Annotated in this window: 25 protein-coding genes; 9 read left to right on the top strand and 16 right to left on the bottom strand. The window is 39.4% G+C overall.

Annotated features, from left to right (window positions below; all coding sequences use genetic code 11):
* Positions 1-199: 199 nt before the first annotated feature.
* The 4 genes from EHQ52_RS12535 (at position 200) to EHQ52_RS12520 (ending at position 5,707) form a co-directional block, all read left to right on the top strand.
* Positions 200-1,033, top strand: coding sequence for a lipoate--protein ligase family protein (locus EHQ52_RS12535; protein WP_135615471.1), 834 nt, complete (start codon positions 200-202; stop codon positions 1,031-1,033).
* Positions 1,034-1,058: 25 nt separating this feature from the next.
* On the top strand, positions 1,059-2,306 hold the full coding sequence (gene glyA / locus EHQ52_RS12530; RefSeq protein WP_135615470.1) for a serine hydroxymethyltransferase: 1,248 nt from the start codon (positions 1,059-1,061) through the stop codon (positions 2,304-2,306).
* Between the two features lie 125 nt (positions 2,307-2,431).
* On the top strand, positions 2,432-4,405 hold the full coding sequence (locus EHQ52_RS12525) for a hypothetical protein (RefSeq protein WP_135615469.1): 1,974 nt from the start codon (positions 2,432-2,434) through the stop codon (positions 4,403-4,405).
* A gap of 132 nt (positions 4,406-4,537) precedes the next feature.
* Complete coding sequence (locus tag EHQ52_RS12520; protein WP_135615468.1) at positions 4,538-5,707, top strand: acyltransferase family protein; 1,170 nt, start codon at positions 4,538-4,540, stop codon at positions 5,705-5,707.
* A 14-nt stretch (positions 5,708-5,721) separates the two neighbouring features.
* Here the strand turns inward: EHQ52_RS12520 and EHQ52_RS12515 are convergent, their stop codons facing one another.
* Both EHQ52_RS12515 and EHQ52_RS12510 read right to left on the bottom strand, forming a co-directional pair.
* Positions 5,722-6,237, bottom strand: a complete 516-nt coding sequence (locus tag EHQ52_RS12515; RefSeq protein WP_135615467.1) for a GNAT family N-acetyltransferase — start codon at positions 6,235-6,237, stop codon at positions 5,722-5,724.
* Between the two features lie 12 nt (positions 6,238-6,249).
* The gene (locus EHQ52_RS12510; protein WP_244244858.1) at positions 6,250-6,771 is read right to left on the bottom strand and encodes a Pycsar system effector family protein; all 522 of its coding nucleotides are present in this window, start codon (positions 6,769-6,771) and stop codon (positions 6,250-6,252) included.
* A 132-nt stretch (positions 6,772-6,903) separates the two neighbouring features.
* On the opposite strand from EHQ52_RS12510, the gene EHQ52_RS12505 reads away from it, so the two are divergent.
* The 3 genes from EHQ52_RS12505 to EHQ52_RS12495 are packed head-to-tail and all read left to right on the top strand — an operon-like array spanning position 6,904 to position 10,098.
* A complete protein-coding gene (locus EHQ52_RS12505) occupies positions 6,904-7,551 on the top strand; it encodes a hypothetical protein (RefSeq protein ID WP_135615465.1) in 648 nt (215 codons plus the stop codon).
* Positions 7,544-7,804 (top strand): DUF8156 family protein, encoded by a 261-nt coding sequence (locus EHQ52_RS12500; RefSeq protein ID WP_135615464.1) that lies wholly within the window; start codon positions 7,544-7,546, stop codon positions 7,802-7,804. Before EHQ52_RS12505 ends, EHQ52_RS12500 begins: the two co-directional genes overlap by 8 nt.
* A complete protein-coding gene (locus EHQ52_RS12495) occupies positions 7,801-10,098 on the top strand; it encodes a DNA polymerase domain-containing protein (protein ID WP_135615463.1) in 2,298 nt (765 codons plus the stop codon). The genes EHQ52_RS12500 and EHQ52_RS12495 overlap by 4 nt, the downstream gene beginning before the upstream one ends.
* Before the next feature lies 1 nt (position 10,099).
* Here EHQ52_RS12495 and EHQ52_RS12490 read toward each other — a convergent pair whose 3' ends face one another.
* Positions 10,100-11,245, bottom strand: coding sequence for a DUF1577 domain-containing protein (locus EHQ52_RS12490; RefSeq protein WP_135615462.1), 1,146 nt, complete (start codon positions 11,243-11,245; stop codon positions 10,100-10,102).
* Positions 11,246-11,616: 371 nt separating this feature from the next.
* Between EHQ52_RS12490 and EHQ52_RS12485 the strand changes: the two genes are divergently transcribed.
* Positions 11,617-11,916, top strand: a complete 300-nt coding sequence (locus EHQ52_RS12485; RefSeq protein WP_135615461.1) for a hypothetical protein — start codon at positions 11,617-11,619, stop codon at positions 11,914-11,916.
* Between the two features lie 40 nt (positions 11,917-11,956).
* On the opposite strand, the gene EHQ52_RS12480 is transcribed toward EHQ52_RS12485, so the two are convergent.
* The 10 genes from EHQ52_RS12480 to EHQ52_RS12435 all read right to left on the bottom strand — a co-directional run bounded on the left by EHQ52_RS12480 (position 11,957) and on the right by EHQ52_RS12435 (position 22,121).
* Positions 11,957-12,769, bottom strand: coding sequence for an Lp29 family lipoprotein (locus EHQ52_RS12480; RefSeq protein ID WP_135615460.1), 813 nt, complete (start codon positions 12,767-12,769; stop codon positions 11,957-11,959).
* 70 nt (positions 12,770-12,839) lie between these two features.
* Positions 12,840-13,652: an Lp29 family lipoprotein gene (locus EHQ52_RS12475; protein ID WP_135615459.1), complete on the bottom strand. Its 813-nt coding sequence runs from the start codon at positions 13,650-13,652 to the stop codon at positions 12,840-12,842.
* 55 nt (positions 13,653-13,707) lie between these two features.
* The gene (locus EHQ52_RS12470) at positions 13,708-14,127 is read right to left on the bottom strand and encodes a hypothetical protein (RefSeq protein ID WP_135615458.1); all 420 of its coding nucleotides are present in this window, start codon (positions 14,125-14,127) and stop codon (positions 13,708-13,710) included.
* Positions 14,128-14,224: 97 nt separating this feature from the next.
* A complete protein-coding gene (locus EHQ52_RS12465; protein ID WP_135615457.1) occupies positions 14,225-14,746 on the bottom strand; it encodes an Lsa16 family lipoprotein adhesin in 522 nt (173 codons plus the stop codon).
* Between the two features lie 11 nt (positions 14,747-14,757).
* Positions 14,758-15,981 (bottom strand): hypothetical protein, encoded by a 1,224-nt coding sequence (locus EHQ52_RS12460; protein ID WP_135615456.1) that lies wholly within the window; start codon positions 15,979-15,981, stop codon positions 14,758-14,760.
* Positions 15,981-16,577, bottom strand: a complete 597-nt coding sequence (locus tag EHQ52_RS12455; RefSeq protein WP_135615455.1) for a c-type cytochrome — start codon at positions 16,575-16,577, stop codon at positions 15,981-15,983. The genes EHQ52_RS12460 and EHQ52_RS12455 overlap by 1 nt, the downstream gene beginning before the upstream one ends.
* Positions 16,578-16,587: 10 nt before the next feature.
* Positions 16,588-17,139: a DUF3341 domain-containing protein gene (locus EHQ52_RS12450; protein ID WP_135615454.1), complete on the bottom strand. Its 552-nt coding sequence runs from the start codon at positions 17,137-17,139 to the stop codon at positions 16,588-16,590.
* Complete coding sequence (gene nrfD, locus EHQ52_RS12445) at positions 17,139-18,506, bottom strand: NrfD/PsrC family molybdoenzyme membrane anchor subunit (protein WP_024863936.1); 1,368 nt, start codon at positions 18,504-18,506, stop codon at positions 17,139-17,141. The genes EHQ52_RS12450 and nrfD overlap by 1 nt, the downstream gene beginning before the upstream one ends.
* A 26-nt stretch (positions 18,507-18,532) precedes the next feature.
* On the bottom strand, positions 18,533-21,595 hold the full coding sequence (locus EHQ52_RS12440; protein WP_135615453.1) for a TAT-variant-translocated molybdopterin oxidoreductase: 3,063 nt from the start codon (positions 21,593-21,595) through the stop codon (positions 18,533-18,535).
* A gap of 19 nt (positions 21,596-21,614) precedes the next feature.
* The gene (locus EHQ52_RS12435; RefSeq protein ID WP_100724966.1) at positions 21,615-22,121 is read right to left on the bottom strand and encodes a cytochrome c3 family protein; all 507 of its coding nucleotides are present in this window, start codon (positions 22,119-22,121) and stop codon (positions 21,615-21,617) included.
* Between the two features lie 312 nt (positions 22,122-22,433).
* Between EHQ52_RS12435 and EHQ52_RS12430 the strand changes: the two genes are divergently transcribed.
* Positions 22,434-23,282, top strand: a complete 849-nt coding sequence (locus tag EHQ52_RS12430) for an endonuclease/exonuclease/phosphatase family protein (protein ID WP_244244857.1) — start codon at positions 22,434-22,436, stop codon at positions 23,280-23,282.
* A gap of 29 nt (positions 23,283-23,311) precedes the next feature.
* On the opposite strand, the gene EHQ52_RS12425 is transcribed toward EHQ52_RS12430, so the two are convergent.
* Genes EHQ52_RS12425 through EHQ52_RS12415 form a run of 3 tightly spaced genes read right to left on the bottom strand, consistent with a single transcriptional unit; the run spans position 23,312 to position 25,448 of the window.
* Positions 23,312-24,019 carry an SCO family protein gene (locus EHQ52_RS12425; protein ID WP_135615452.1) on the bottom strand — a complete coding sequence of 236 codons (708 nt, stop codon included), beginning with the start codon at positions 24,017-24,019 and terminating at the stop codon, positions 23,312-23,314.
* Entirely contained in the window at positions 23,997-24,548 is a 552-nt protein-coding gene (locus tag EHQ52_RS12420) for a toxin-antitoxin system YwqK family antitoxin (protein WP_135615451.1), read from the bottom strand. The genes EHQ52_RS12425 and EHQ52_RS12420 overlap by 23 nt, the downstream gene beginning before the upstream one ends.
* A 12-nt stretch (positions 24,549-24,560) precedes the next feature.
* The gene (locus EHQ52_RS12415) at positions 24,561-25,448 is read right to left on the bottom strand and encodes a YHYH protein (RefSeq protein ID WP_135615450.1); all 888 of its coding nucleotides are present in this window, start codon (positions 25,446-25,448) and stop codon (positions 24,561-24,563) included.
* Between the last annotated feature and the right edge of the window lie 59 nt (positions 25,449-25,507).

Raw genomic sequence — 25,507 nt, 5'->3', positions numbered from 1 at the left:
AAGTTAACTTTAATATTATATTTTTATAATACAAATGGAACGCGGTTCATTTTTATTCGCACAAAATGTTCAAAATTATTCCCTGAGTGAGAAACTTAAAAAGAAGATCAGGACTGATGTTCAATTAGATGAATAAAGACTACAGTCCGTAGTAAAACCCATGGACGAAAACTATAGGCAGCTATACTCTGGTCTCGATATGCGGACTTTTATACTAGACCAAAAATCAATTCGGACACCTTATTATAATCTAGCCTTAGAAGAATCTATAGCAGTCCAACTAGTATCCGGAGGATATTCCGGCGGGGTTCGTTTCTGGGAAGGACCCAGATCCATCATAATGGGTCTTTCTGAAAAACCGGAACTAAGCGCAGGAAAAGAAAATATAGAAGGTTTCCTCGCGACATTCCGAAAAAGACAAGCTCCTAAAAAACCTTCTGCAACGGATCCAGTTTATGTAGCCAGAAGAGCAAGCGGCGGCGGAACAGTAGTGCATGAACCTGGATGGAATCTGAACTTCAGTCTTTTTGTTTCTCTAGAAGCAAAACCAGAATTATATCCAGTCTCCAATTCTTATAATATATTTTTAGGTCTAATATCTTCCGCTCTGAACAAACAAGGGCTCAAAACAAAATGTAAGGGTAAGTCTGATCTTGCATTAGAACTTTCTCCAGATGTATGGAAAAAGATTTCAGGCAATGCTCAGTTCAGAAAGAAGAACTGCATTGTCCAACATGGGACCTTGATCCTGGATCCCAGACTGATCCCCTTAGTGTCGGACCTCCTACCACATCCTCCGGAAGAACCGGAATACAGAAAAGGCAGAGCACATGAGGAATTTGTGACCGCCCTGCCCGCCTCTTTTTCGCCCGGAAAATTCAAACAAGACCTTTCCCTTTTATTTGCGGATTATCTGGGGGTTGAAATCCTAGGTACCGAAGCGGATCCTTCCTTCTTTCGAAACGTTCGCAAGGCGGCAGATCGGCTGTTCCAGGAAAAATATTCTGATCTAGGCTATATTCTGGGAGAATGATTCTCGCAGCACCACAGAGGAAAAAATGAAATACCTTCCCCAACAAGACCCCGAAATTTTCAAAGCTTTACAAGCAGAAGACCAAAGACAGGAACAAAACCTGGAAATGATCGCTTCCGAAAACTTCGTGTCCAGACCAGTTCTGGAAGCTTATACTTCCACGCTTACTAATAAATATGCGGAAGGATATCCTGGAAAAAGATATTATAATGGATGTGTAAACGCTGACGCAGTTGAATCTCTGGCTATCGAAAGAGCCAAAAAGATCTTCAAAGCAGAATATGCAAACGTTCAGCCTCACTCTGGGGCTCAAGCAAATATGGCAGTCTTCTTGGCTACCATGGAACCAGGAGATTCTTTCTTAGGAATGAACCTGGCTCATGGAGGACATTTAACTCATGGTTCTCCAGTAAACATCAGCGGAAAATATTATAAACCGATCCCTTACGGTGTAGATCCTAAAACTGAAACAATCGATTATGATGCTCTTGCATCTCTTGCAAAAGAGCATAAACCTAAATTGATCGTCGCGGGCGCTTCTGCATATTCCAGAACCATCGATTTTGATAAGTTTGCAGAGATCGCAAAATCTGTAGGCGCAAAACTAATGGCGGATATCGCACATATCTCCGGTCTAGTTGCTACTGGATATCATCCTTCTCCAATCGATAGTTTTGACTATGTTACCACAACCACCCATAAAACTCTGAGAGGACCAAGAGGTGGATTAATTCTTTCTAAATTAGAAAATGAGAAAGTATTAAACTCAAGAGTATTCCCTGGGATCCAAGGTGGACCTTTAATGCATGTGATCGCGGCAAAAGCGGTAGCATTCGGAGAAGCTTTAAGCCCTGATTATAAAAAGTATATTGAAACAGTACTCGCAAACGCTAAAGTTCTGGCAGAAGTTTTTGTAAAAAGAGGATTCAGAGTAGTAAGCGGTGGAACAGATAACCACCTGGTCCTACTTGATGTTTCTGTTAAAGGTTTAACTGGAGCAAAAGCAGCAGATGGACTGGACGAAGTGGGAGTTACCGTAAATAAAAACGCGATCCCGTTCGACAAAAATCCTCCAGCGGTTGCTTCCGGAATTCGTTTAGGAACTCCCGCTTTGACTACTAGAGGACTCAAACCTGCTGATATTGAAAAAGTGGGAAATCTTATCTGCGATTTCTTGGACAATCCGGACGACGAAAAGACCAAGGAAAAAGTTAGACAAGGTGTGAAAGAGATCACCCAACAATTCCCGATGACCAATTTCAGATTGGATTAAAATTTTTTAGACTTCTCCGGGATTTTTCCGGAGAAGTTATCCACTTCCTCGAATTCTTCCCTCTTCTCCGCCTCCAAACCAAGTAAACATCTTGACTAGTTTATAATTCTATTTAATGTTTTTGCATGCTCATATTAGGTCAGGATCCCGGAAACCCTATCCTGATTTGGCCTGAGTTCTCTTGGACTCCAATTATCAGCGGAGGGATCTTTTTAGTCCTTTTATTCTCCGTAATTTATCTATTACAGCGTTATCTGCGCAGACAAAACCTTCTCGGACTAGAATACAGAGCTAAGATCGTATCCAAACTTCAACTCCATCATTTCAATTCTAAGGACACCAATCTTTTTCATACATTCTTGGATCAGGTCGACAACTCGGATCTAAAACGATTGGCAGAAGATCCTTCTTGGTATCGAAAATATTTCCTTCCTGAGTTTTTACAATTCCTAGCAGAACAGAGTAATCTTCCCGCATGGAAAGATATATTGATCGTGCATACCTTAGATCATTTGATAGAAGATCATAAGGCCACTGCTAAAAACTTTATCACTGCAATTTTAGAAACAGATTCCGAGGAAAGATTTCCAGCCTTATTAGGAATACAAGAACTGGACGAAAATTCCCTAAATCGAGCAATACGCGCAAGGATCTATACCAAAAAAGTAGGAGCCACATTCTCTCTCACAAGATACGAAAGAATGTTTATCTTAGTTCCAGACGAGAACAAACAATGGCTCAAGTCAGAAGCAATATTGATCTCTCAAGAAGGAACAAATCTTACCTTACAGATCAAAACTTCTCCCGAATTAGATGAAAAGAAAAGTGAAGAATGGATTGAGGCTCATAAAACAAGCCCTGCTGGCCCTGCCCATCCTGGCACAATACCAGAAGAATATACAAACAGCTTAGCCCAAATTTTAGAATATTCAGGACTAAACCCAGGCGTTTGCGAAGAGATCACAAGGCTTGTAACCGCATACAAAGAACATCCCGGCCTAATACGCAGAAGACATAGACAAGAAGATTATAAAATATTAATACGATTATACAAAGTTTGTTTCATTAAATTCCGTTCTCAGGCCGCACATATCCCTAAACCTGTTCTTCTATTTATACATTTTTTCTTTCTGGACGAAGGTTTAGTTTCCGCAAAAAGATTACAGGATCTGGAACTTGCGATCACCACCTTAAAATCTTCTGTAAACGATCGCCAATACCAGGAAGTAAAACTTTCAGTTCACCTTCTTCCTGACTGGTTAAACCTGATACTCGCAGGCAAAAAGAACCCTTCCCAAAATCATTTTGGACAAACTTACGATCAGGTCCAAAAATCTAATCTTCGCTGGAACCAAGAAGCAGAAGCAAAGAATATAATGAATAAAGAATATCTTCTGCATATTCTAGATTGGGAATTGGAAAATATACTTTATATGGGACTTTTAGGAGTTTCCTTAAATCCAAATTTCGCGTATCCAATTCTATCGGAAGATCAATTTTACGGGGCAACAGAATCTAATCTAACTTTCCCGGATAAGATCTTATTAAATGCAGAAAGAGTTTTAAAAATAGATACGAGCATCTTCCATAGAGAAGTTACCACGATATCTCATACGGATCCAAGTAAAACAGATCAATATAGAAAAGAATTTTTTGCAGATTGTATCCTTCTACCTTATAGCGGAAACAGAGGAGTGTTATGGCAGGAAACAAGTGCAGGCAGCCAGGATTATAGTAGATTATTATTTCCTGTTGTTATGACCGAGAACGCTACATTAGTAGTTACTAAAACCTTAGGCGAATTCCGCTGGGAAACAGAAAGAACCACAAGAGGCAGAAAATGGAAAGATCCCATCCCTGCCTCTCTCACTTCGGAATATTATTCTTATTTAGAAAATTTCCAGAAAAATCCAAACCTAACTATTGAAGCAAAAAAAAGAATAGAGCAGCAATGGATAAAGGTCGGAAAGAACATTAAGGATATGTTTAGTATAGACTATGCTTACTGGATCCTTCTGGAAGCGGAAGGAAAGCCCAGACTCAACCGGGCCGTCAGGGAAATCTTAAATCGATTTGTTCCTATTCAAATTAAGATGTAATTGGTTTATTCACACTTAATCCTGTCCCAGCTTCTCAAAAGAATCCTTATATTCGAGAGGAAAATAGTTTTCATGATACGAATTTCCTTTTTCCTATGATTTTAGATTGAATCGATCCAAGGAAATCATCCGTTGAAATTTTTATTCTCGAAAAACGAATCAGAAGTCCCCGCCCTAAATGGACTCCGAGCGCTTTCTATTTTTTTAGTTATCTTATTTCATCTAGGGATTCTTAAAACAGATAACGATGTTATCAAATCGATTTGCCAGAATCTCAGAACCGGAGTAGATTTATTCTTTATGCTAAGTGGCTTTCTTATCTATGGAGGTCTCTTAGATGAAAATGAAAGAAGTTCTAAAATTGATCTAAAAACTTTTTATCTGAAACGAACTTTAAGGATTATGCCGGCCTATTATCTTTGCATATTGGTTGGTTACATTCAATCTCGTCATACTTATAAACTTTTTGAGAAGATACAAAATCCAACTCCAGATCAAATAATTGCTCATGAGTCCTTAGGAAAAGCACTTTCAAATTCATGGGGGGATGTTCTATACATTTCTAATTATTTTCCTGATAGATTATTCAATTATGGATGGTCCTTATCTATCGAAGAACAATTTTATTTGATCGTTCCCAGTCTGTGCCTATTTATTCTTTTCAAACTATCGAATACCACTAGAAGAATTTTAATTATAAGCGTATTCTTCATACCCTTTCTATTAAGAGGGGCGTACTATTTTGCCGGACTAAGTAAGTTCTGGATAGATACTCACACCGAAACAAGATTTGATGCAATATTAGTCGGCATGCTCATTGCCGAATTTGTGAGGTGGAAGCCCTCTGTTTTTAAAGAAAACAAATTTAAAACGAATCTGACCCTAAGTATTGGTGCTCTAGTATTTTTAAGTGTTGCCTTCTTAACACATCGAACGGCAGGAAATTTAGTCTTTCTTTTTACCTTATTTCAAATCGGTTACGCTCTTCTCTTTACAGTATCTTTAATTGAAGGTAGCTTTTGGAATAAATTCTTTAGCCTTTCGGTCTTTAGGCCAATAGCAAGGATAAGTTATACGATGTATTTATGGCATGGGGCCTTTATAACGATTTCAATATTTGCCCTATCAAATATATTTTTGATAAAAGATATAGGGTTTGCAACATTCCTATTTATCGGAATTTATTCTACCTTATTTGTATTTCTAGCCTGCATACCTATCTTCTACATAACGGAAAGACCTTTCTTGGCTCTAAGAGATTACTTAATAAAAAGAATGAAGAGAAAGAAAAATGAACAGTAGTCTTGAATTAAGACCTATCTTTTAAATTTTTCCCAATCTTCTCGGATCAAATGATAAACTTTGCAATCATCCAATCCGAATCTGCGGTTTTCTAAAAATTTGAATCCGAATCTTTCGTAAAACTTATGGGCCCTGGAATTTTTGGCAAGTGGGTCCACTAAAATAGAATGAACAGAAGACTTAGAAAAACATCTTTCCAAGACGTCCTTCATGATGCGAGTCCCGTAACCTTTTCCTAAGTTTTTTTCGTCACCGAGCCATATATCAATCGCCATAAAGCCGGATCCGATCTCTCCCCAATAATGAGAATCTTCTTTTTGCGGATCAATGATCTGCACGAAGCCTATAGGAGTCCCGTCCTTCTCCGCCATCAATTGTTCTCTCCAATCCGGAAATCTTTTGAGTTCGGTTTCCCAACCCCAATCATCATTCGGATCGGATTCGATCACATGTTCTTTTTCATCCCATTCTTCTAAAGTTTTTAGATCTCCATAATTCGCGACCCGAAGAACGATCTCAGATTCTTTCATGGAGAAATTTTATTAAAGAATTCCTTTAATTTCCAGGAATATTAATATCATAGAAGAAGTAACCCCAACTAAAAGACAACGGTAACTCCATCTCAAATATCTATATTTTGTAAAGTAGAGAGATTTTCCTAGCTGATATAGATCTCGAGTCAATGCTTCATATAAAGAAGAATCTTCCGAAGCGATCTCTTCCATCTTAGTCATAAATTCTTTTTCGCTCATAGGAGCAAAATGTCCGAAGAACAAAGGATTATCTTTGCCGTTCTTCTTTTGTTTGAATGTAGGCATCACAGCAAGTATAGCTAAACTTGCCGCAATTACGATAAATACCATCAGAGTTAGTAAGCCAGTTCTATAGGTAGGTCTTTGGACATATCCCAATGAAAGTGAAAGTATTACGAATGATGCTGCGATCAGAATATTTGCTTTCTGGTCTGCCATTTGGCTGAGCTGAGAATGATGTTGGTGGACGGTCCTAAAAAGATAATCTACTGCAGAGCGTGCACGGACCGTTTTGAAATGATCTGATTCCATACCTCCAAGGATTTTGGAAAATTTTTTTCGACAAGACATAATTGCACTAGTCCAAAGCACAAATTCCTCTTTTTGGAATTCCCACATCTCAAATCACTTTACATTTTTTAACATATCATTTATATAGTATATATGTATTTAGGTCCCCTGGAAGGTTTCCAAGACCAGTTGTTTCGCCCAGTCCTTGGCTGGAGCAGGGACAATGTTGGTCTTTTAACAGGAAGACAGGGAATCTATAAATTGGCCCTCCTCTGGGAATACGCATTTGCAGTTTCAGGATTTCAAGTTTTCAATTTGGACTGTGCCATTCGTTTCGACGTATTCACGATTGCAGAAGAGACCAGAAAAAGAAGAGTATCACCCGAGGCTCTTTTGGAAAAAATCTTGGTCCAAAGAGCATTCACCCCTTATCAGATTTTGGATTCTGTCCAAGAGATCTATTCAGCTACAAAAGAAAATACGATCTATTTCATTCTGGCTCCTTGCAAACAATTCTTTGATGGGGATGTTCAAGACGACGAGGGCCTTTTTCTTTTGGAAAAATTAGTATTATTATTGGAGCGTATACGTTCCAAACAGATCCCGATTGTACTTGTAGAATCCACAAAATACACTCATCCCAGTTTTCAAAAAATTTTCCCTAAGTTAGTCGCTCTTTCAGAAGATCTCTGGGAGCTAAACGTGGTGGAAGGTCATTCTTATCTAAAGATCAGGAAAGCAAAATCTATATACGAGATCGGAACAGATCCCGATCCAAAACAGGAGTTTATTTATGGGTAGGACAGTTATTCCATATTCCAGACAAATGCAATACATTGAGTCCAGTCTTGGGCAATACAGAAGAGGACTTCGTAAACCAGACCAGGAAATTTTTGATGAATTGATCCGAACTTCAAAATTACAGGTACAAGCTGGAGTGATGGCCTCTTCTCCTTATCCGATCGATATTATGCTTCTTACGATGATGATAGATCTGAAAAAGGAAATTCTTAAATTAAAAAAAGAAATGGAAGCTCTGCGGAAGCCGGAATGAACATCCAAACAGCCAAAGGATATTTGTTCGACGTTTATCATGCGGAGGACATAGTATATCTTTGGCTAAAAAACGAAGAAGGTGAATCTCAACTCTTTTTAGATAAATTTAATCCAATCATATATGCAAGAGGAGAAGCGGATCTACTTAAAAAATTAGTAAAACGACTTTTCGAATTAGATGCAATCGTAGATATCCCAGTTTATGAAAATAGAAATCTATTCTATGAAAACAAAACTGTTCCGGTCCTAAAAATTATCATTACCAGACCCTCTATCCTACCTAAGATCAGTCGCAAATTATTTGCTCTATATGGAAAATTCGAGATCTATCATTCAGATCTGGATCTTCCCACAAGCTACATGTTCCAGAAAGGGCTATTTCCCTTATGTAAGATGGAGATAGATTACACAGAAGATCCTGGAGCAAAAAGGATCGTAAATGTTAGGACAAAAGATTCTCCTTCGGAAATGGATTATGAGGTTCCCAAATTTAAGATCATGTATTTGGATCTCCAAAAAAGCCATAGGATCAATATAGAAAACAATCCTTTGATAGTTCGAACAGACAACGATTATCATGAATTATCCGGAACAAATCCAAGAAGATTATTAGAAAAACTAGATATACTCCTAAGGTCAGAAGACCCCGACATCCTTCTGACCAGATATGGAGATCAGGTCATTCTTCCCTATATATTCTACCAATCCCAAAGGCAGGGATTTCTTCCCGCATTGGACAGAGATAGGAGCACTCCTATCCGAAGGAATATCAGCACTAAGGGAACCAGCTATTTCACTTATGGAAATATTGTATTTAGGGCACCTTCTTATCCTTTATTCGGAAGATGGCATATAGATTCCAAGAATAGTTTCGTGTATAAGGAAGCGGACCTAATGGGAGTTGTAGAACTCGCCAGATTGTCCAGGCTTCCTATGCAAAAAATGGCAAGAGCATCCACAGGAAAGGCACTTACTTATATCGAAACGGATGTAGCTTTAAGAAGAGGTTACCTAGTTCCTTGGCAAAAAAGTGCGGTAGAAGCCCCAAAAACTGCACTTCAACTTTTAGACGCAGATAAAGGAGGTTTAGTTTTCCAGCCAGATGTTAGTTCTGGAAAAATAGCGGAGAATGTAGCCCAATTGGATTTTGCTCAGATGTATCCTAGTATTATGGCGATGCATAATATTTCTCCAGAATGTGTAAATTGCCTATGCTGTGAAAACGACGAGACAGTCCCAAAGGCACCGGATATAGGATATCGTATATGCGATAAACGTAAAGGAGTCGTATCGGAGGCCCTGGAGCATGTGTTAGAAAGAAGAGCTTATTATAAAAAACAATCCAAGATCACTTCCGGAAAACAATTAGAGGATTATGAAGCAAAACAAGCTAGTTTAAAATGGATGTTAGTCACTTCTTTCGGATACTTAGGTTATAGAAATGCAAAATTCGGAAGATTGGAAAGCCATGAAAGTGTAAATGCATTTGGAAGAGAAAAACTTTTACTAGCAAAAGAAACTGCAGAAGAATTCGGTTATGAATTCGTTCATGCAATCACAGACAGTATATTTATAAAAAATTATAACTCTTCTCCTTTAAGCTCAGCTGAACTTGATTTTTTATGTTTAGAAATTCAAAAAAGAACAGGGATCAGAATGGAAGTGGATGGGATCTATACTTGGCTACTTTTTCCTCCTTCCAGCCAAGATCCCGAAATGCCAGTTGCCAACAGGTACATGGGAAGATTCCAATCAGGAAAATTGAAATGTAGAGGGATAGGAGCCAGAAGAAAAGATCTGCCTTACTTTATCACAAGAGCTCAAGGTGAAATGTTAGAATGGATGAGAACTAAAGTGGCAATCAAAGATCTAAAAAATTCTGAACCAGAAATTTTATCCATATATCATAAATATGATTCTATGATCCGAGAAGAGCTAATCTCGCCGGAAGATCTGCTCCTTGTAAAGTCCAGCTCCAGAGAATTAGAAGAATACGAAGTAATGGGTGCCACCGCACTCTCCATGATGAAACTGAAAGATTTTGGGATGGATGTGCAAGCAGGAGAAAAAATAAAATATTTAGTATTGAACCAAAAAGCAAAAACCAAAGATACAAGGTATATGCCAGAAGAAGAATTACAACTCTATCCAAACAAGATCAAAAGAACAGGTTTTGATAAAGAATATTATAGAAAAATGTTAGTTGGGGTTTTTAGAGAAGTGTGGGCGGAATTTGCATCTTTTAAGGATTTTGATTCTCTTATAGACCCACAAGGAAGATTCGATTTTTAAATTAAAGTGCGCCTTTTTGCATTAATTCTAAATTCTTAATATATCTGTCCCTTTCTCCGGGATGATCTGATTTACTCTTAAACTCTAAACCCAAAGTTAAATTTCCATCCTCATCCTTTCCCCACCAGCGGATCGCGGCGGAAACTGTCAAAGGAGCCTGCATTTTAAATAGTACATCTAAAATAAAGCCCTCTTGTTTGGGTAAACTATCTATTAAATTCGGATCATGGATCTTCACCCTAAGTCCTCGGGCAGAAGCATCTAAGATCGTAAATTTTTCGGTGGTCTTGATAGTATTTGATTCTTTGATCCGGCCAACAACTTCGTCTGAAAGTCTGCCAAGCTCTTCCAAATAATCTAAACTGAGTTTTTTATCCTTACTTTGTATCCAAATATAACCTATAGGGATCGGTTGATCAGAATGGTTTTTGTATATAATAGGGCGAATAAGTTCAGAAATAATTTTTTGGTCTTTAAATTTTCGGATTATCGTTCCGATATCATCGTCAATATCTTTAGTATAGTCCAAACGATCCGGCCCTGATTCAGAATAAGAATTAGTGTTTTGTGTATCTTCTAATAACAAAGACTTGCGAGAACGTTTTACGATCTCGAACTTTCTATCCAAACCAGGTTTGAATGTCTCTATCACTATATTGTCTGAGCTATTCTTTTTAAGACGATTTTTATAATCTTCTAGATTAACCTTTATCAAAGTCGGAATATTGAACATATTCGCTTCGATCACAGTTTTAGGTGTGATTAGATTGGTAGCGACTGCTTTGCCGTTTAAAACAGGAACCCTAACAGTTTCCCGATTCAATTTTGCGATGGCGAGTCTTTCTACCTTTAATAGATAGAGGTCCTTCTCCGCTTTTTGAAGGAACTGACAGTCAATTTCTATATACTTTGCGAGGATCTTGAATAAGGAGACCTTCTTCTCTCCCGTTTCTTCCCAGCCCTCGGGCATACGGATAAGAACCTTTTCATCCTCTTCCAAATACTTTTTAATGACGGCTTTTTGGTCGAAAGGATAGATCTTAAGAGAAAGTTCCTGGTCTAGCAGATATTTCAGAATAACGTGCTTTTTCTGATCCTTAGAAACGATATAATCTAAAGCTCTGGAATTCTTTTCAAAATATTGCATAATACAACTAGGCTGCTTTTAATAAGCGAATTGACTCTTTTGGAATTAACCGACTCACAATTTATTCTTTGAATGTCTTTCGTTTTTGATTTTTTTCAGACAAAATCGCCTTCTTTTGGAAAAAAATTTTTACCAAATCTTATCCGTTAGGGAACACGGATCGACTAACGTATCCCTAGATTTAGGGAGAGTTTAAAAACCTAAGAAAACTCGCTAAAAAGATGGGTTTTAGCTACGTTTTCGTGAAGCGGAAGTTTTCATTTGATATGGAACTAATCTGTACTTAAAGAATAAATTTCTTAAAATTAATCGGTTGACTAGTTTAAAATTTGGAAATAAATTATTAATTAAACTTTGAGTCTGGGGAATCTATGAAAAAACTACTTATCGCACAACTTCTCATTCTGATCTTTTCTGCTCATTCAAAACTTGGCCTTTATGCAGACGGATGTTATATTTGTGGTTCAGGCTCTAGTTCGAATTGTAGGGATTATTGTAGTTATTCAGGTTCTGATACTTCCGAAAGTCGTAAAAAATGTGAGAAGTCAGGATGTAAGATCGGAGGAACGGCGAGTTGTCCTAGTGCCGTAAATTATAAAGTTTGTTCTGCTTCTATTTTCGATTCTCCTATCGATAAGAAAAGTCTCCTCGCATCCCTTCTCGCTAAATAGCTTCTATTCCCGGGGACCATCCATCCCCGGGTATCTTTTCTTATTTCAAAGTATTTATAAAATCAATTAAGTCGACACTGATCTTAGGAACACTTACTTCAAATACCATAGGTGGATTTGTTCCCAGTGTTGGAGTAAACATTCCAAGACAGCTCAAACTTCCAATCCCACATTCCTTAGGATTGGGAGAAACCCATAGCGCTCTCCATACTGAGTAATTATTATTGTATTCCAGTTCTTTGAGTAAATTTAAGTTTTTATCATATACTAAAACTTTTGTATTCGCAGTATACGCCTCGTAAGAAGGCAGTATCCCCAAAGTTACCACACTAAATAAACTGGAGAAAATAGTTACAAAGTTCAAACCAACATTTCTTGTTTTTTCGAAAACAGGGTAATGTAGGCCCACGATATAATAATCATAAGGAAGATTTTTGAAAGAATATGTATAATTCTCACCTGTTTTTGAGATCTCTAAAAACTTTTCTAGTTCTTTGATACCAGTTGGACCTGTTACCTCTAAAAAGGATTTTACAAATTTAGTAACCTTCTCTTGGACCAAATCCTTTCTAATTCCGTTTGGTTTATTTTCTCCCGGAATTGGAAAACTTCCTCCAATAGGTTCTTTGATCGTGCGGGAATATGGATCTGAAAGAGCTTCAAAGTCAACCGTTCCATCTGGATTTTTTAATTTAGTGGATTTAAAAGTATTAAATCCTAAATAAGCGATCCTAAATTTTTTAGTGAGTTGTTTTGTAGGAGTTCCCACATCGCCGCTTGGAGCAAGTGAGTATCTGGAAGCACAAGCATTGAATAAAAATAGAAATAAGACGCTGAGAAAGAGCAGACGCATTCAGAAACTCTAACCAATTCCCAGCTAAGATACCAGTAAAAAATTTATCGGGTAAAACCAAATTTTGGATTTATTTGAAAATAACCGACTCGATGTCCTTCTCGATAGCAGGAATTTGGCCCGAGTAAATATGCTCATTCATGTTGGCTCTCGCATTATCGCCGTTGAGGCATCGCAAAACTTCGCAAGATTTGGATGCAGGCATCCAAAGCGCAGATATTTCAGTGAATCTATTATTATAATCAAAACGTTTAAGCTCATTTAGGTTTTTATCAAAAATAATCACCGTAGTATATGCCTTTCCTTTTCCGACAAACGGAAGTATTCCTAAAGTGAAGAAAGAAAAGGGAAAAGAAATAATATGAAAGAAATTCTCATCTTCTGCACTTTCAGCAAAAGCAGGTAGATGGGTCCCTATTACATAATAATCGAATCCATGATCTCTTAGAAAATAATCGTATTCTTTTCCACGCGGCACTACATGAACATACTTCTTCATGTCCTCCAAACCGGATTGACGAACTGAATCCAAAAAGCTAAAAACGAAATTGCGAACTTTTAGCGAAGGAATATCTCGTCGGAATTGATTCACTTTTGCGAGCTCATCGGAACCGAAATCTCCATATAAAGGATCGGTTAAAATCCTTTTCGAATAGTCTAAACTAGCCGTATAAGTCCGTCTTCTGCCGTATGAAGCGGTTAACTCTTGTTTAAAACCCGCAAACCCGATATAAGCGATTTTTGGTTTTTTCTGATTTTCAGCAAGGGTCTTACGAACATAAGGCTCGCCTAATGTTGGATAAATTCGAGTACTACAGTCTATCGTTGAAAGAACGACGAATATTAAAGAAAGAGTAAATAACTTTCTAAGATGATTTTTCATACGGAGAGTAACGTGAAATTATTGAATGAATTCGGCAAGGATAATTTAAAATCTACTAATCCACCAGGCCTTCTTTGGAAGGAATCAACACTAAGACCAAGCAGCATAAAGCGATCACTAAAGTAACTGGAGTGAATATTACAGTTTCAGTAGAATTCAGAGAGAAGATATTCCCTATAGTATTTAAAGAAAAGACTGCAGCCATGATCCAAATTGCGATCCTTACAACTCTCCGGGGAATTCGAAATTTTATATATCGAGAATCTAACGCTATCACTATTAGAAAAAGCGAATTTAGAAGAATAGAAATTGATTCAAATACGATCATCTGTTCCCAGGTTTCTAATCTCCCTCCCCATACTATGGAGAAAGGGACTGCACCAGATATAATAATCGTATGAAAAATTAAAGAACAAGAAAAGAACAGAAGGAGTAAACCTGCAGCGAACTTTCTGATTAGTATCTTTTTATTCATAATTTCTCTCTTCCTATATTGCAAAAAAAATCCCCCAACGAATTAAATTCGGAGGGGGCTTTGTGAATTTTGAAACGGATAAAAGAACGTTCTTCTTTTACTTTTTCAGCTCAGGTGCCAGATCTGCCAGAGGAACCTTGTCTTTGGGAAGGTTCTTGTAGATATCATATTCAAATCCGTCTGCAGATCTTCCTTTTGAGTCAGGTGCTGCTTTAGGATCGTTTTTATGATTATATCTGTCTCTATCCTCTCTATCCAAGAAAGGTTTATAATCTGAACGATATCCCCATTTGAAAACGGAATCGTCAGGATTCTGAGCTACTACTAAACAAGCTGGATCCACGAAACCTTCGTTCTTCTCAGTTTTGATACGAACCAATTTTTTCGCGATGTAGTAATGGTTTCTGTAATCATAAACCTTTACTACAGTTCCTACAGGAAGAAGTTCAATCTGAACATTGGTCTCTTCGCCGGAAAGAATCCCAACTTTAGGATCTAATTTACCTTTTTCTAATGTAGGGCAGTTGATATTCCCTACGATTTGAGCGGTGTTAGAACAAGCTCCCAATAAGAGAGCTGCAATTCCGAGGATCGTAATATTTAATGCTAATTTTTTCATGATCCTTTTCCTTATTGGTGGTGGTGTAAAGCGTCTTCCAATCTCGGATCTCCCACCGGGATCAAAGGAGCTTTCTCCAATCTTTTTAGAACTACCAGACCGAATAATCCGATCACTCCAACCACGGATCCCAAAGATACTAAGTATCCTCCGAAAGAGAAATCCACGAAATTAGCAGGATATACCAGCCAGAAAATTTCAGTAGCCTGAGTAAACAACACCCAAAGAGAAACTTTCATTAAGAAATCGATATCTCTTTTGTTTGGACGGTTTAACAAGAGCATGAAAGGAACTGCGAACTTGATTGCAGGCAATGCTAAAGTCAGATATTCCCATCCGCCAGTTAGTCTTTGCTCATAGAAGAAAGTTTCTTCCGGAATGGAAGCATACCAGATCAACATGAACTGAGAGAAACCAACATAAGCCCAGAATACTGTGAAACCGAGTATAAATTTTCCTAAGTCATGGATATGGTTTTCGTTCACCAGATTTCCTAAAAATCCTCTCTTCTTCAGATAATATGCCATAAGCACGAAAGAAGAAAGTCCTGCCTGATAAGCTCCTGCAAAGCAGTAAACTCCGAACATAGTAGAGAACCAGTGTGGAGTAAGAGACATGACCAGCATGATAGAAACTAAGGAGAATGAAAGTGCGAAGAATATGATATATCCTCCGGCTAACTTCGCGCTAAACTGAGTATGTGCCACATCTTTGTCGCTGTCTTGGGTAACAGATCTTTTATAGAAAAGATATCCGAATGTAGACCAAGCAACTCCTAAAACAATCACCATCCCGGTAAAAAATCCGATGTTTAATAGTGGCTTTTTGTGTTTAAGAAGTTTATCAGCTTCTACCGCTTCTGCGTGAGTCCACTCATAAAGATCATGAGCTCCCAAGATCAGAACAAGAAGAAGAACTGCAGCAACAGGTACGAATAATCCATAAGTTTCGGAAATTCTACGAAGAGTTACCGGCCAATGAGCACCTGTGATATGTGCCAAAGAGGTAAAGAAAATCCCTGCAAGTGTAATTCCCAAAATGAAGAATACGCCGACTAAGTATGCGGACCAAGCTGGATTGGAATGACCACCTTCATGACGAAGTTCTGGATGTCCAAGACCGAAAGCCGCAAGACCAATACTCGCTAATCCTACTAGAATCATTCCGACCAGAGCGTTTCTGGTTTTGGAATCCAACTTAAAGTTGATTAAGTTTTGTTCTACTTTAACTTCCATTATTTACCAGCCGTTCTATTGTCGTATTCTTGTAATTTACGAACATATAATATGATTTTCCAACGATCCTCAGAAGGAACTTGAGAAGCATAACTTTTCATAGCTCCCTTTCCTTCAGTGATGATATGATAGATCTGTCCGTCGGAATATCCTTTAGCGATTGCAGATGTAAGTGCAGCCATTGGACTTCCGTCAGCCTGAGCCATATTCAAACGTGGAGCAGGACCTACTACAGTTCCGTTTCCTTGTCCTCTAACACCGTGACAAGGGCTGCAATACGTTTGGTATTTGATCTCTCCTTTTTGAAGAGTAGCCAGATCTCCTTTGATAGGATTCGCAAGTCCCTTGTTTGGAAGAGCATCCAAACTTTGAGTCCAACCAGAGTACTCGTAAGGGAAATATCCTTGAGGAACTGCTCCTACAGGAGGAAGACGTAAGGAAGTATTTTTCGGAAAATTAGAGTCCGCTTCCTGAGCCTCTCTTGCTGGAGAGTCAGCCATATCCGGCATGTATTCCATAGGAGGAGTCTTAGACTCGCAGTTCCAAAGTATTAGACCCGCGAGAGAAAGAGCAAAAATTCTTTGCAGTGAAATCATCAAAATTCTCCTATTTCACCGTCTCGACATGTTTAGAGCCGAGGCCTTTGATAAAGTCGGTCACTGAACCTTCTGAATAATTCGCAGAGTTGGAAGGGATCCAAAGTGCGAATTTGTCGGTAGTGATGTCCGGATGTAAAACCTTACGACCGGTTCTTGGAAGTTTAGCCAGGAAGAACAAAGCTGCAGCTGTGGAAAGTCCAGCCATGAACACTGTAAACTCGAATGTGATTGGAATATAAGCAAACCAAGCGTTGAAACTTTTTCCGGAGATATTGATCGGCCAATCGTATTTATGAGTTAAATACTGCATGGAGAAACCAACAGTGCATCCAAAAATTCCCATGAAGAAGGTTACCCAAGGAAGTCCGGAACGTGGAAGACCCATTGCGTCATCCAGTCCGTGAACAGGGTACGGAGTGAAACAATCGAAATTGGTGAACCCCTTCTCCTTTGCTTTTTGAGCCGCTTCTATGATCTGAGCAGGAGAATCGAATAATCCGAAAACTCCATTCTCTGTTTCTTCGAAAGTATGAAACTGTTCTTTCTTAGGAGTATACATTAATGATGACCTCCATCTTTATGAGGCATTACTGTTTTCACTTCTGCGATCGCGATTACTGGAAGTAATCTACAGAAGAGAAGGAACATAGTGAAGAAGATACCGAAAGTTCCGAGTAACATCATGAAGTCGTAAACTGTTGGAATGTATTTATCCCAGCTGGAAGGTAAGAAGTCCGCGTGAAGTGTCATTACGATCACGAAACGTTCGAACCACATACCGATGTTTACGATGATGGAAACGATGAACATTACAGGGATACTGTTTCTAAGCTTTTTAGACCAGAATACCTGAGGAGCGAATACGTTACAGCTGAACATGATGAAGTATGCCCATCCGTAAGGTCCGAATGCTCTGTTTACGAAGGTAAATCCTTCGTATTCGTTTCCTGAGTACCAAGCCATGAAGAACTCAGTCGAATAAGCAAGACCAACGATCAAACCTGTAACCATGATCACTTTGTTCATGTTTTCCAAGTGTTTCATCGTGATATAATCTTTCAGTTGGAAGACTTCCCTTGCGATTACCATCAGAGTAACCACCATCGCGAATCCGGAGAAAATCGCACCGGCAACGAAGTAAGGAGGGAAGATCGTAGTGTGCCATCCAGGAACGATGGAAACCGCGAAGTCGAAGGATACGATCGTGTGCACCGAAAGAACCAGAGGTGTAGACAATGCAGCGAGGATCATCGCAACAGTCTCTAAGTGAGACCATGCTTTGTTAGATCCAACCCATCCGAAGGAAAGAATATCATAAACTTTTCTACGAAGAGGAGTCGTCGCTCTGTCTCTCACAGCTGCGATATCAGGGATCAAACCGATATACCAGAAAACAAGAGAGATACTCAAGTAAGTGGAAACCGCAAAAGTATCCCAGATCAGAGGAGATCTGAAGTTCACCCAAAGAGGTCCTCTTTCATTCGGATAAGGGAATAACCAGAATCCCATCCAAGGACGTCCAATATGGATGATCAAAGTGGATGCAGCAGTTAATACCGCGAAGATGGTCATCGCTTCTGCGGCACGGTTAATACCAGTTCTCCACTCTTGGCGGAACAGATAAAGAACCGCAGAGATCAGAGTTCCAGCGTGACCGATACCGATCCAGAATACGAAGTTTACGATGAAAAATCCCCAACCTACAGGATTGTTAATCCCGAGGATATAAAGACCTTCGTATACCAAGTATCCGATGATACCTAAATCGATTACGGTAATAGTAAGAGCCAGAATAAAGGCCTTCCACCACAGAGAAGTGGGGAAAGCTTCGACCGGCTTGAGGATATCCTCGGTAACGTCACGGACGGACTTGCCGCCAGTGACTAAGGGTTGGATATCCAGGGCTTCTTTGATTGCGTTAGGTATAGACATAGCGCTTTAATTACTCCGGATTAAGCTCTTACCCTGGTCAAATATGCGACCTGGGGACCGACATTTAAATACTCAAGAACTCGGAAAGATCTAGGATCCGCACTAAGTTTGGAAACCTTAGAAGTCTTATCGTTGGTGTTACCGAAGCTGATCGCGTCTGCAGCACAGCTTTGCTCGCAAGCACAACGAACTTCTCCGTCTTTAAGAGTTCTGCCTTCGTTCTTGGCTTGGATTTTAGCCTCTGCGATTTTGTGAGCGCAGAAGTTACATTTTTCCATAACCCCTCTACCACGAACCGTAACTTCAGGATTGAGTCCGAGATATCTCGGAGTTCTGGATCCTTTTTCGGCTCCGGTATCGTTATACCAGTGCTGAGCCCAGTTATAACGACGAACTTTGTAAGGACAGTTGTTAGAGCAGTAACGAGTTCCAACGCATCGGTTATAAACCATGTCGTTGATCCCTTCAGAACTATGAACAGTTGCCATAACCGGACAAACAGTCTCACAAGGAGCGTTATCACACTGTTGGCACATCATAGGCTGGTGAGCGATCTGTAGATCTTCCGGTTTTTCAGGATCACCGATATAGTAACGGTCAATACGAAGCCAATGCATCTCACGACCCACTCTAACTTCGTCTCTTCCTACAACTGGAATGTTATTCTCTACTTGGCAAGCGATGACGCAAGAACCGCAACCGGTGCAAGCAGTCAAATCGATAGCCATACCCCATTTATAACCAGGGTATTCATGCACCGGATTTGCTCCGACTGCATAGACCATCTTACCGTCTTTTTTGATTTTAGGAATTTCGGATTCTTTAACTCCGGAAGCTGGATTCTTTTTCCATTCTTCCAAAGAAGTAGATTGAACCAAAGGACGATCTTCGTATCCGAAACCTGGGGATAAAACGTGGTGGTGCTGGGTGCAAGCAAGCTTGTAAGTTTTACCTGTCTTCTCAAGAGAAGTTACAGAAATTCCGGAGAAGACTCCGTCTTCTGCCAGAACATATGCGTTCTTACCTACTTCGTTACCTACTTTACCAGCTGCAGTTCTACCGTAACCAACCGCGATCCCGATCGTATCCTTGTGCATTCCAGGCTGAACCTGAGCAGGAAGTTCGATAGAACCTTTGGTAGTTTTTACGGAAACCACATCGTTAGATTGGATCCCTTTTTCTTTTGCAAGTCCTGGTGAAAGGATTACATAGTTGTCCCAAGTAACCTTGGTAACAGAATCCGGAAGCTCTTGTAATAGAGAGTTATTCGCTGCTCTACCGTCTCCAATGGAGCTTGTCTCATAAAGAGCCAAACGGATTCCAGCTGGATAACCTGCAGGCTTTTTCAGGGCTGCTTTATTGAAGCCACGAGTAGCACTTGCAGTTTTTCTGCGGTCTTTAGCTTTTACAGTAGTTCCAACTCTAAGAAGGTCTTCCCATCTTTGTTTAGAACCAAGTTTTTTGGTCCAAGAGTTCTTTACGTATTCGTAAAATGATTTTTCTCCGCTAAGAGATCCGCCTGCGAAAGCGATCAAGCTGTCCTCGAAAGAACGAGTATTGAATAGAGGACGGATCGCAGGTTGTTGGATAGAGAATATTCCCTTAGTTCCTTCTGAATCTCCCCAAGACTCTAAGAAATGAGTAGTGGAAGCCAGATAGTTGGAAGCAAGTGCAGTCTCATCCGCTCTGTCCGCAAGACTTACAGTTAAAGCAGCTCTATGAAGAAGGTCCTTCCAAGAATCGCCAGCTTGGTAAACCAAGTTAGTATCGTAGAGGAATAGAACTCCTACTTTAGTTTGTTTTAATGCTTCAGTAAGTTTGTTTAGGTTACCTGAATAATCAGCTAAACCTTCTTTTTTTGGAGAAGCGTAATCAACAGTCTTACCGTCGTTGTCTAAAGTAGAGTTTAAGAAGTTCACAAGGATCTGAAGATCAACAGCTTCTTTGGTAGAAGCAGCCAGACCACCCGCAACCACGAGAGATCTACCTTTGTTTGACCAAAGAGCTTTTGCTGTTTTGCGGATACCTTCTGCGCTAACACCAAGATCGCTCGCGAGACTTTCTACAGTAGAAGCTCCAGTAATATCTTTGGTGTTTGCTCCTAATTCTCCCAAACCTGCAGCAATTGCAAGAGCCAGTTTAGACTGGTCGCCAGGACGAATAGGAAGCCTAAGATCCGCGTTAGATCCAGACATAGTAGGAATGGATTCAGCTGCGATGAAGTAGTTAAGATCTTTTGCTCCATCTCTTAGGTTTCTGCGTTTAGCAAAATCCTTTTGGTGTTCTTCAGGAGACAACCATCCACCCATAAAATCGCAATCGATGGACAGGATAGTGTTCGCCAATTCGAAATTATAGTTAGGAACAAGTGCCTTTCCGTAAGAAGCAGCCTGAGCTTTAGAGATCGCATCTTCTGGAGAAGTGATAGAGATCTCTAAATGTTGTCCCCCACCTACTGCTTTTAAGAAGTCAGCGATGATCGCTTTGGTGGAAGGAGAATCAAGAGGTCTTGTTACGATTACAGTGTTACCTTTGTTCTTAGAAAGAGCTTCCTGAACTTTGGAATCCAAAGAGCTCCATTGGATATTCTCCACTTTTCCGCCGGAAACAGCCGCCGGATCTTGTGCTCTATCTGGATCATATAGATCAAAAATAGCAGCTTGTCCGGAAGCGCCAAGAGCACCTTGGGATACAGGGTGATCTTCGTTTCCTTCTAATTTTAGAGGACGACCATCTTTAGATCTTACTAAGTAACCGGTTCCGTTGAATGCGGTTGCATAGTAATATGCATGTCCGTGTTTTACGAAATCAAAAGTACCTTCGTCAGTTTTCAGATCCACATAAGGAACAATTTTTTCGACAGGCTTGCGTACACAATTTAAGGAAGTCATTGCGACTCCCGCACCCATCAATTTGAGGAAGGTCTTACGATCAAATTCCCCTGACTTAATCCTTGCGATGACTGGATCCGGAGAAGTGAAAAATTCAGAGCGCGCTAGATCCTTCGTTTCTTTTTCGTTATCTTTCAGTTCGAGGGAGAGCCAGTGAGCTTTCTTTTCTTTCTGGAAATTCTTTTTATCCATCTGTTATGCTATCTCCTGATTATCTGTGACAGGTGGAACAGTCGGTAGGAGCGTTATTCTCCCGGTGGCAGTTGATACAGTATCCCATATTCAGGGATGCTACCTGCTTGACCTTGACCATTTCAGCTACATTGCCGTGGCATTGTGAACAATCCACGCCTCTTGAGATATGGCGAGAGTGATTGAACTGAACATGATCCGGAAGGTCGTGGATTTTCACCCACTCGATCGGTTTGTTGTTCGAGTAACTTTCGCTCAAAAATTTTATATCTGGGCTGTTCTTTGCAACAAGCGAGTGACAGTTCATACAAGTTGAAGTATTCGGAACCGTTGCGTGCGCGCTTGTTTCTACACCAGTGTGACAATAACGACAGTCTATCTTATTATCACCTGCGTGAATCTTGTGGTTAAAAGGTATAGGCTGATCCGGAGAGTAGCCTACATATTTGGAGGGAGAAAAAATCAGGTAAGCCACTGCTGCAATAGCAATAAGCGGAACCGAAAGTTTCAAAGCTTTCTTATTCATTCGTGAGAAGTCCCGTGGGTTCCAAAATAAGGTTTGGGAACAAGGATTTTGGCTTCGGTTAAAATTGCAAGTAAACGCGTAAAAACGCGATTGGTTTGGCGATTTCTTGCATTTTTATCTGAGACTTAGTATCAATTAAATGGATACTATTTATACTTAATAAGGTCTATTTTAGAAGATAAAAGATCTCGAATACAAAACTAAGTTTATGATAGATATGATTAGAACGATCGTTCTTAACGATAAGAAAATTCCTGGCTTTTACTTTTTCATATCATTAAAATATGAATTCAAAAATCTAATTTGGAAAGAATGATGCACCGCGCACTGATCTTATTTCTGGGAATTCCCTTCGCTTTCCTAATAACAATCTCCACTATCGCGAAAGGTCCCATAAAAAAACTCAAAGTAACAAGCTTCAATTCGTACTTTTTATACGATGAGATTGGAGACTCACATAAATTCCCTAAAGATAGAAAGCACAGAACAGAAGAAGATTTTGCTAAGATCAAAAAGTTAATCCTATCCAATCATCCTGACATAATCGGATTCCAAGAAATAGAAAATGAAACCGCTCTTCATCATATTATAATAAACGAATACAATTGTAAAGCGACCGTAACCCCAGGATATTCCCAAGAATTAGGGATTTGTTGGAAGAAGGAACTGGGTGCACCAGTTATCAGTGAATTAGAACAACTTTCTATGCGACCAGGCCTCAGAAAAGGACTACTCGCAGAGTTTATATTCGATGGCAAAAAGATCTCGGTTGTAGTAGTTCATTTAAAAGCCGGTCATTCTCCTAAAGATAAGAAGGAAAGAAAAGAGCAAATACTGGCGCTAAAGGATATCCTACCCTCCTTAGGCAAATTTGTTCTATTAGGAGATTTTAATGAGGTTTTGGAGAGAAGAGTAGATCTATTAAAAATCCTGCAAAGAAATCTGAAACTTAAAGTAGCAAATTATAAGCAAAAATCAGATTGTTGGCAGCATCATGACGGCTTTATAGATTACCTGATCACGAATATGGATTGGCAACAAGGGAGTTTTGTCCAAGCCAAGTTTGAATCTGATGATGGTAATTTTGACGGAAACCCAAGTGCAGAAAAAGGCCTTTCAGATCATTGTCCCGTAAGTGCAGAATTATTATTAGAGAGATAAAGATCTCAAATCATTCTTTGAATTTGAGATCAAAGTTCTCGTTTCAAAACTTCTATATCTGAATTCAATTCTTGGACAGATGCCTTCATCTTTCCGTTATAAATTCCACGCAATCTAAGTTGAGGATCTAAAAGATATACGTGATCTGAGTGAAGAAAATCATTTTCAGTAAGTTTCTTTTTAGCGTCTTCCTTCGGGATCGCGGTGTCCGCATTAAATGAATCTCTTGCCAAAGTATAAATTTCCTTTTGGTTTCCGGTCAGAAGTTTCCATTTTTCATAACGGATCTTCCGTTTAGTTCCGTATTCTTTTAGGACCTGAGGAGAATCCAGATCAGGGGTCGCGGAGAAGGACAAAATCTGGATATTGGGATCTGACTCAAACTCCTTCTGGATCAAACTCAAGTTGTTTGTGATCGTAGGACAAATCCCTGCACATTTAGTGAAGAAGAAGGAAATCACAGTAATTTTTCCCTTACAGAAACCTTCTGAGATATTTTGATTTTCCTGATCCTTCATTATAAATTTAGAAATCTCTCTTGGCTTAGTAGAATTTTTATTCTCCCAAACAGGCTGCAGATCTTTTCCATAATATAAAGGAAGTTTGTCCTTTTGAGGAAAGGAGAAGTCAGTGATCTCTTCTGAATATTCTTCTTTTGGATCTTTAGTACAAGCTGTGAAAAGAGAAATGATAACTAAGCTGCAGAATAAAATTTTAGAATAAGATCGTATTTCCATCTTCGTTTCCTCTGATTTGACTGCATAATTTTCCGCCAGTCATTCCGTATGCTCTCCCCTGATAGATCACAAAATTCATATAGATCTGTCCGTTCTCTCTCCACATTTTTTTTCCGACCACTTTTCCATGGTCGAATTTTGCATAAGAGTATAAGGATCCTGAGTTTCTCCATTCCCATTGAGAACCATGGAACTGGCCTTCTAAGTATTCATTACGAAAACGTTTTTTTCCGTCAGGAAACCAACCCAGATGAGTTCCTATCTTCTTCCCCGCAGAAAATTCTCTTTCTGCTAAAATCTGGCCGTTAGAATGCACATCTTTTTCGATCCCATCGGGCAAACCATTCTTATAGGAAGTTACCCGAAAGATTCCCAATTCTTCTGCCTTTGATTCCAATCGTCCGTAAAACTTTTCTCCTCTATAAAAAACAATTCTTCCGTTTCGTGTGATAGAAGGATCAGTGCTTGCGACCTGAACAGGATCACAAGCGACTAAAAGAAAACAAATCGAGAGTAAATAGATCTTCAATCTGACCTCTGATCAGTCTACGGAACCTGGAGTTCCCTTGAAGTAACTTCCTATAATATATCCGTTCAAACCTGTATTGTTCTCCACATGATAACAATACGTTCCATCCGGAAATTCTGTTGGAGTGCAAGAAGTTGTATGAGTGTTAGAATCCAATGTAGGATAAGAACCTGATTGGTTTTTCTTTCCGTAGATAGGAAATCCATCCAACATGACCCCGACAAAACTATCATCATTATTCGTGATCTTATAAGGTTCGGTATGATAATGATACTTTCCAGTATTCTGAGGATGGCCTTGGGCAGGGTCCATTGTGTAATACTCAGTTGCAAAAGAATCTCCGGGAGCCGCTTGGTTATTGAAGATCACAACTCCCAATGTTGTAATTCCCACCGAATCCGTTCCTGCATTGGACTGAGAACAATCGGTAACTGTAGGAGTAACAGGAATGGTCATAGTGATATTCTGTGCAATGATATGATTTGGATTAGTGTGGAAGCCTGAATCCATAGAACTATCATAATAAGCACCATCTCCTGCACCAGTATAGTAAGAACTTGAATGAGGCGGCCTATCTGTAGTTGTGATTACATAATTGGAACCTTCTACAGTAACAGTTACACAATGAAAATTATCTTTTATCCAACAAGGAGCCTCTGCAGCGATACTAGTTACACAAGTAGGACCTCCAAGACCTCGGTCATCTGTTGTATTGTAAATTGCAGCAGAACAGGAAGCAGGACTCGTAAGAGTGGTAGGCATTGTGGTAGAAGTTGTAGGTGTACATTGAGAAGCGGAAAATAAAACCGCAGCGGAAGAAAGATCAGTTCCTCCGGAGCTATCACAGTTCCAAACAAAGGCAGCAACAGCAATCAATAGAATAGATCGTAAACGAAGCATAACTACTCCAAACTTATTAGTTCAGAATAATTTACGAAATCTTTCGAATGAATTCGACC

Source organism: Leptospira koniambonensis (assembly GCF_004769555.1).
Lineage (GTDB): Bacteria > Spirochaetota > Leptospiria > Leptospirales > Leptospiraceae > Leptospira_B > Leptospira_B koniambonensis.
The sequence above is the reverse complement of the archived record's forward strand: the minus strand, read 5'-3'. Positions and strand labels throughout refer to the sequence as shown.

Excerpts from the sequence above, each read along its gene's own strand:
- EHQ52_RS12535 (WP_135615471.1), top strand. The coding sequence starts at position 200 with ATGCGGACTTTTATACTAGACCAAAAATCAATTCGGACACCTTATTAT.
- glyA (WP_135615470.1), top strand. The coding sequence starts at position 1,059 with ATGAAATACCTTCCCCAACAAGACCCCGAAATTTTCAAAGCTTTACAA.
- EHQ52_RS12525 (WP_135615469.1), top strand. The coding sequence starts at position 2,432 with ATGCTCATATTAGGTCAGGATCCCGGAAACCCTATCCTGATTTGGCCT.
- EHQ52_RS12515 (WP_135615467.1), bottom strand. The coding sequence starts at position 6,237 with ATGAAAGAATCTGAGATCGTTCTTCGGGTCGCGAATTATGGAGATCTA.
- EHQ52_RS12510 (WP_244244858.1), bottom strand. The coding sequence starts at position 6,771 with ATGGAATCAGATCATTTCAAAACGGTCCGTGCACGCTCTGCAGTAGAT.
- EHQ52_RS12505 (WP_135615465.1), top strand. The coding sequence starts at position 6,904 with ATGTATTTAGGTCCCCTGGAAGGTTTCCAAGACCAGTTGTTTCGCCCA.
- EHQ52_RS12500 (WP_135615464.1), top strand. The coding sequence starts at position 7,544 with ATGGGTAGGACAGTTATTCCATATTCCAGACAAATGCAATACATTGAG.
- EHQ52_RS12495 (WP_135615463.1), top strand. The coding sequence starts at position 7,801 with ATGAACATCCAAACAGCCAAAGGATATTTGTTCGACGTTTATCATGCG.
- EHQ52_RS12490 (WP_135615462.1), bottom strand. The coding sequence starts at position 11,245 with ATGCAATATTTTGAAAAGAATTCCAGAGCTTTAGATTATATCGTTTCT.
- EHQ52_RS12485 (WP_135615461.1), top strand. The coding sequence starts at position 11,617 with ATGAAAAAACTACTTATCGCACAACTTCTCATTCTGATCTTTTCTGCT.
- EHQ52_RS12480 (WP_135615460.1), bottom strand. The coding sequence starts at position 12,769 with ATGCGTCTGCTCTTTCTCAGCGTCTTATTTCTATTTTTATTCAATGCT.
- EHQ52_RS12475 (WP_135615459.1), bottom strand. The coding sequence starts at position 13,652 with ATGAAAAATCATCTTAGAAAGTTATTTACTCTTTCTTTAATATTCGTC.
- EHQ52_RS12470 (WP_135615458.1), bottom strand. The coding sequence starts at position 14,127 with ATGAATAAAAAGATACTAATCAGAAAGTTCGCTGCAGGTTTACTCCTT.
- EHQ52_RS12465 (WP_135615457.1), bottom strand. The coding sequence starts at position 14,746 with ATGAAAAAATTAGCATTAAATATTACGATCCTCGGAATTGCAGCTCTC.
- EHQ52_RS12460 (WP_135615456.1), bottom strand. The coding sequence starts at position 15,981 with ATGGAAGTTAAAGTAGAACAAAACTTAATCAACTTTAAGTTGGATTCC.
- EHQ52_RS12455 (WP_135615455.1), bottom strand. The coding sequence starts at position 16,577 with ATGATTTCACTGCAAAGAATTTTTGCTCTTTCTCTCGCGGGTCTAATA.
- EHQ52_RS12450 (WP_135615454.1), bottom strand. The coding sequence starts at position 17,139 with ATGTATACTCCTAAGAAAGAACAGTTTCATACTTTCGAAGAAACAGAG.
- EHQ52_RS12440 (WP_135615453.1), bottom strand. The coding sequence starts at position 21,595 with ATGGATAAAAAGAATTTCCAGAAAGAAAAGAAAGCTCACTGGCTCTCC.
- EHQ52_RS12435 (WP_100724966.1), bottom strand. The coding sequence starts at position 22,121 with ATGAATAAGAAAGCTTTGAAACTTTCGGTTCCGCTTATTGCTATTGCA.
- EHQ52_RS12430 (WP_244244857.1), top strand. The coding sequence starts at position 22,434 with ATGATGCACCGCGCACTGATCTTATTTCTGGGAATTCCCTTCGCTTTC.
- EHQ52_RS12425 (WP_135615452.1), bottom strand. The coding sequence starts at position 24,019 with ATGGAAATACGATCTTATTCTAAAATTTTATTCTGCAGCTTAGTTATC.
- EHQ52_RS12415 (WP_135615450.1), bottom strand. The coding sequence starts at position 25,448 with ATGCTTCGTTTACGATCTATTCTATTGATTGCTGTTGCTGCCTTTGTT.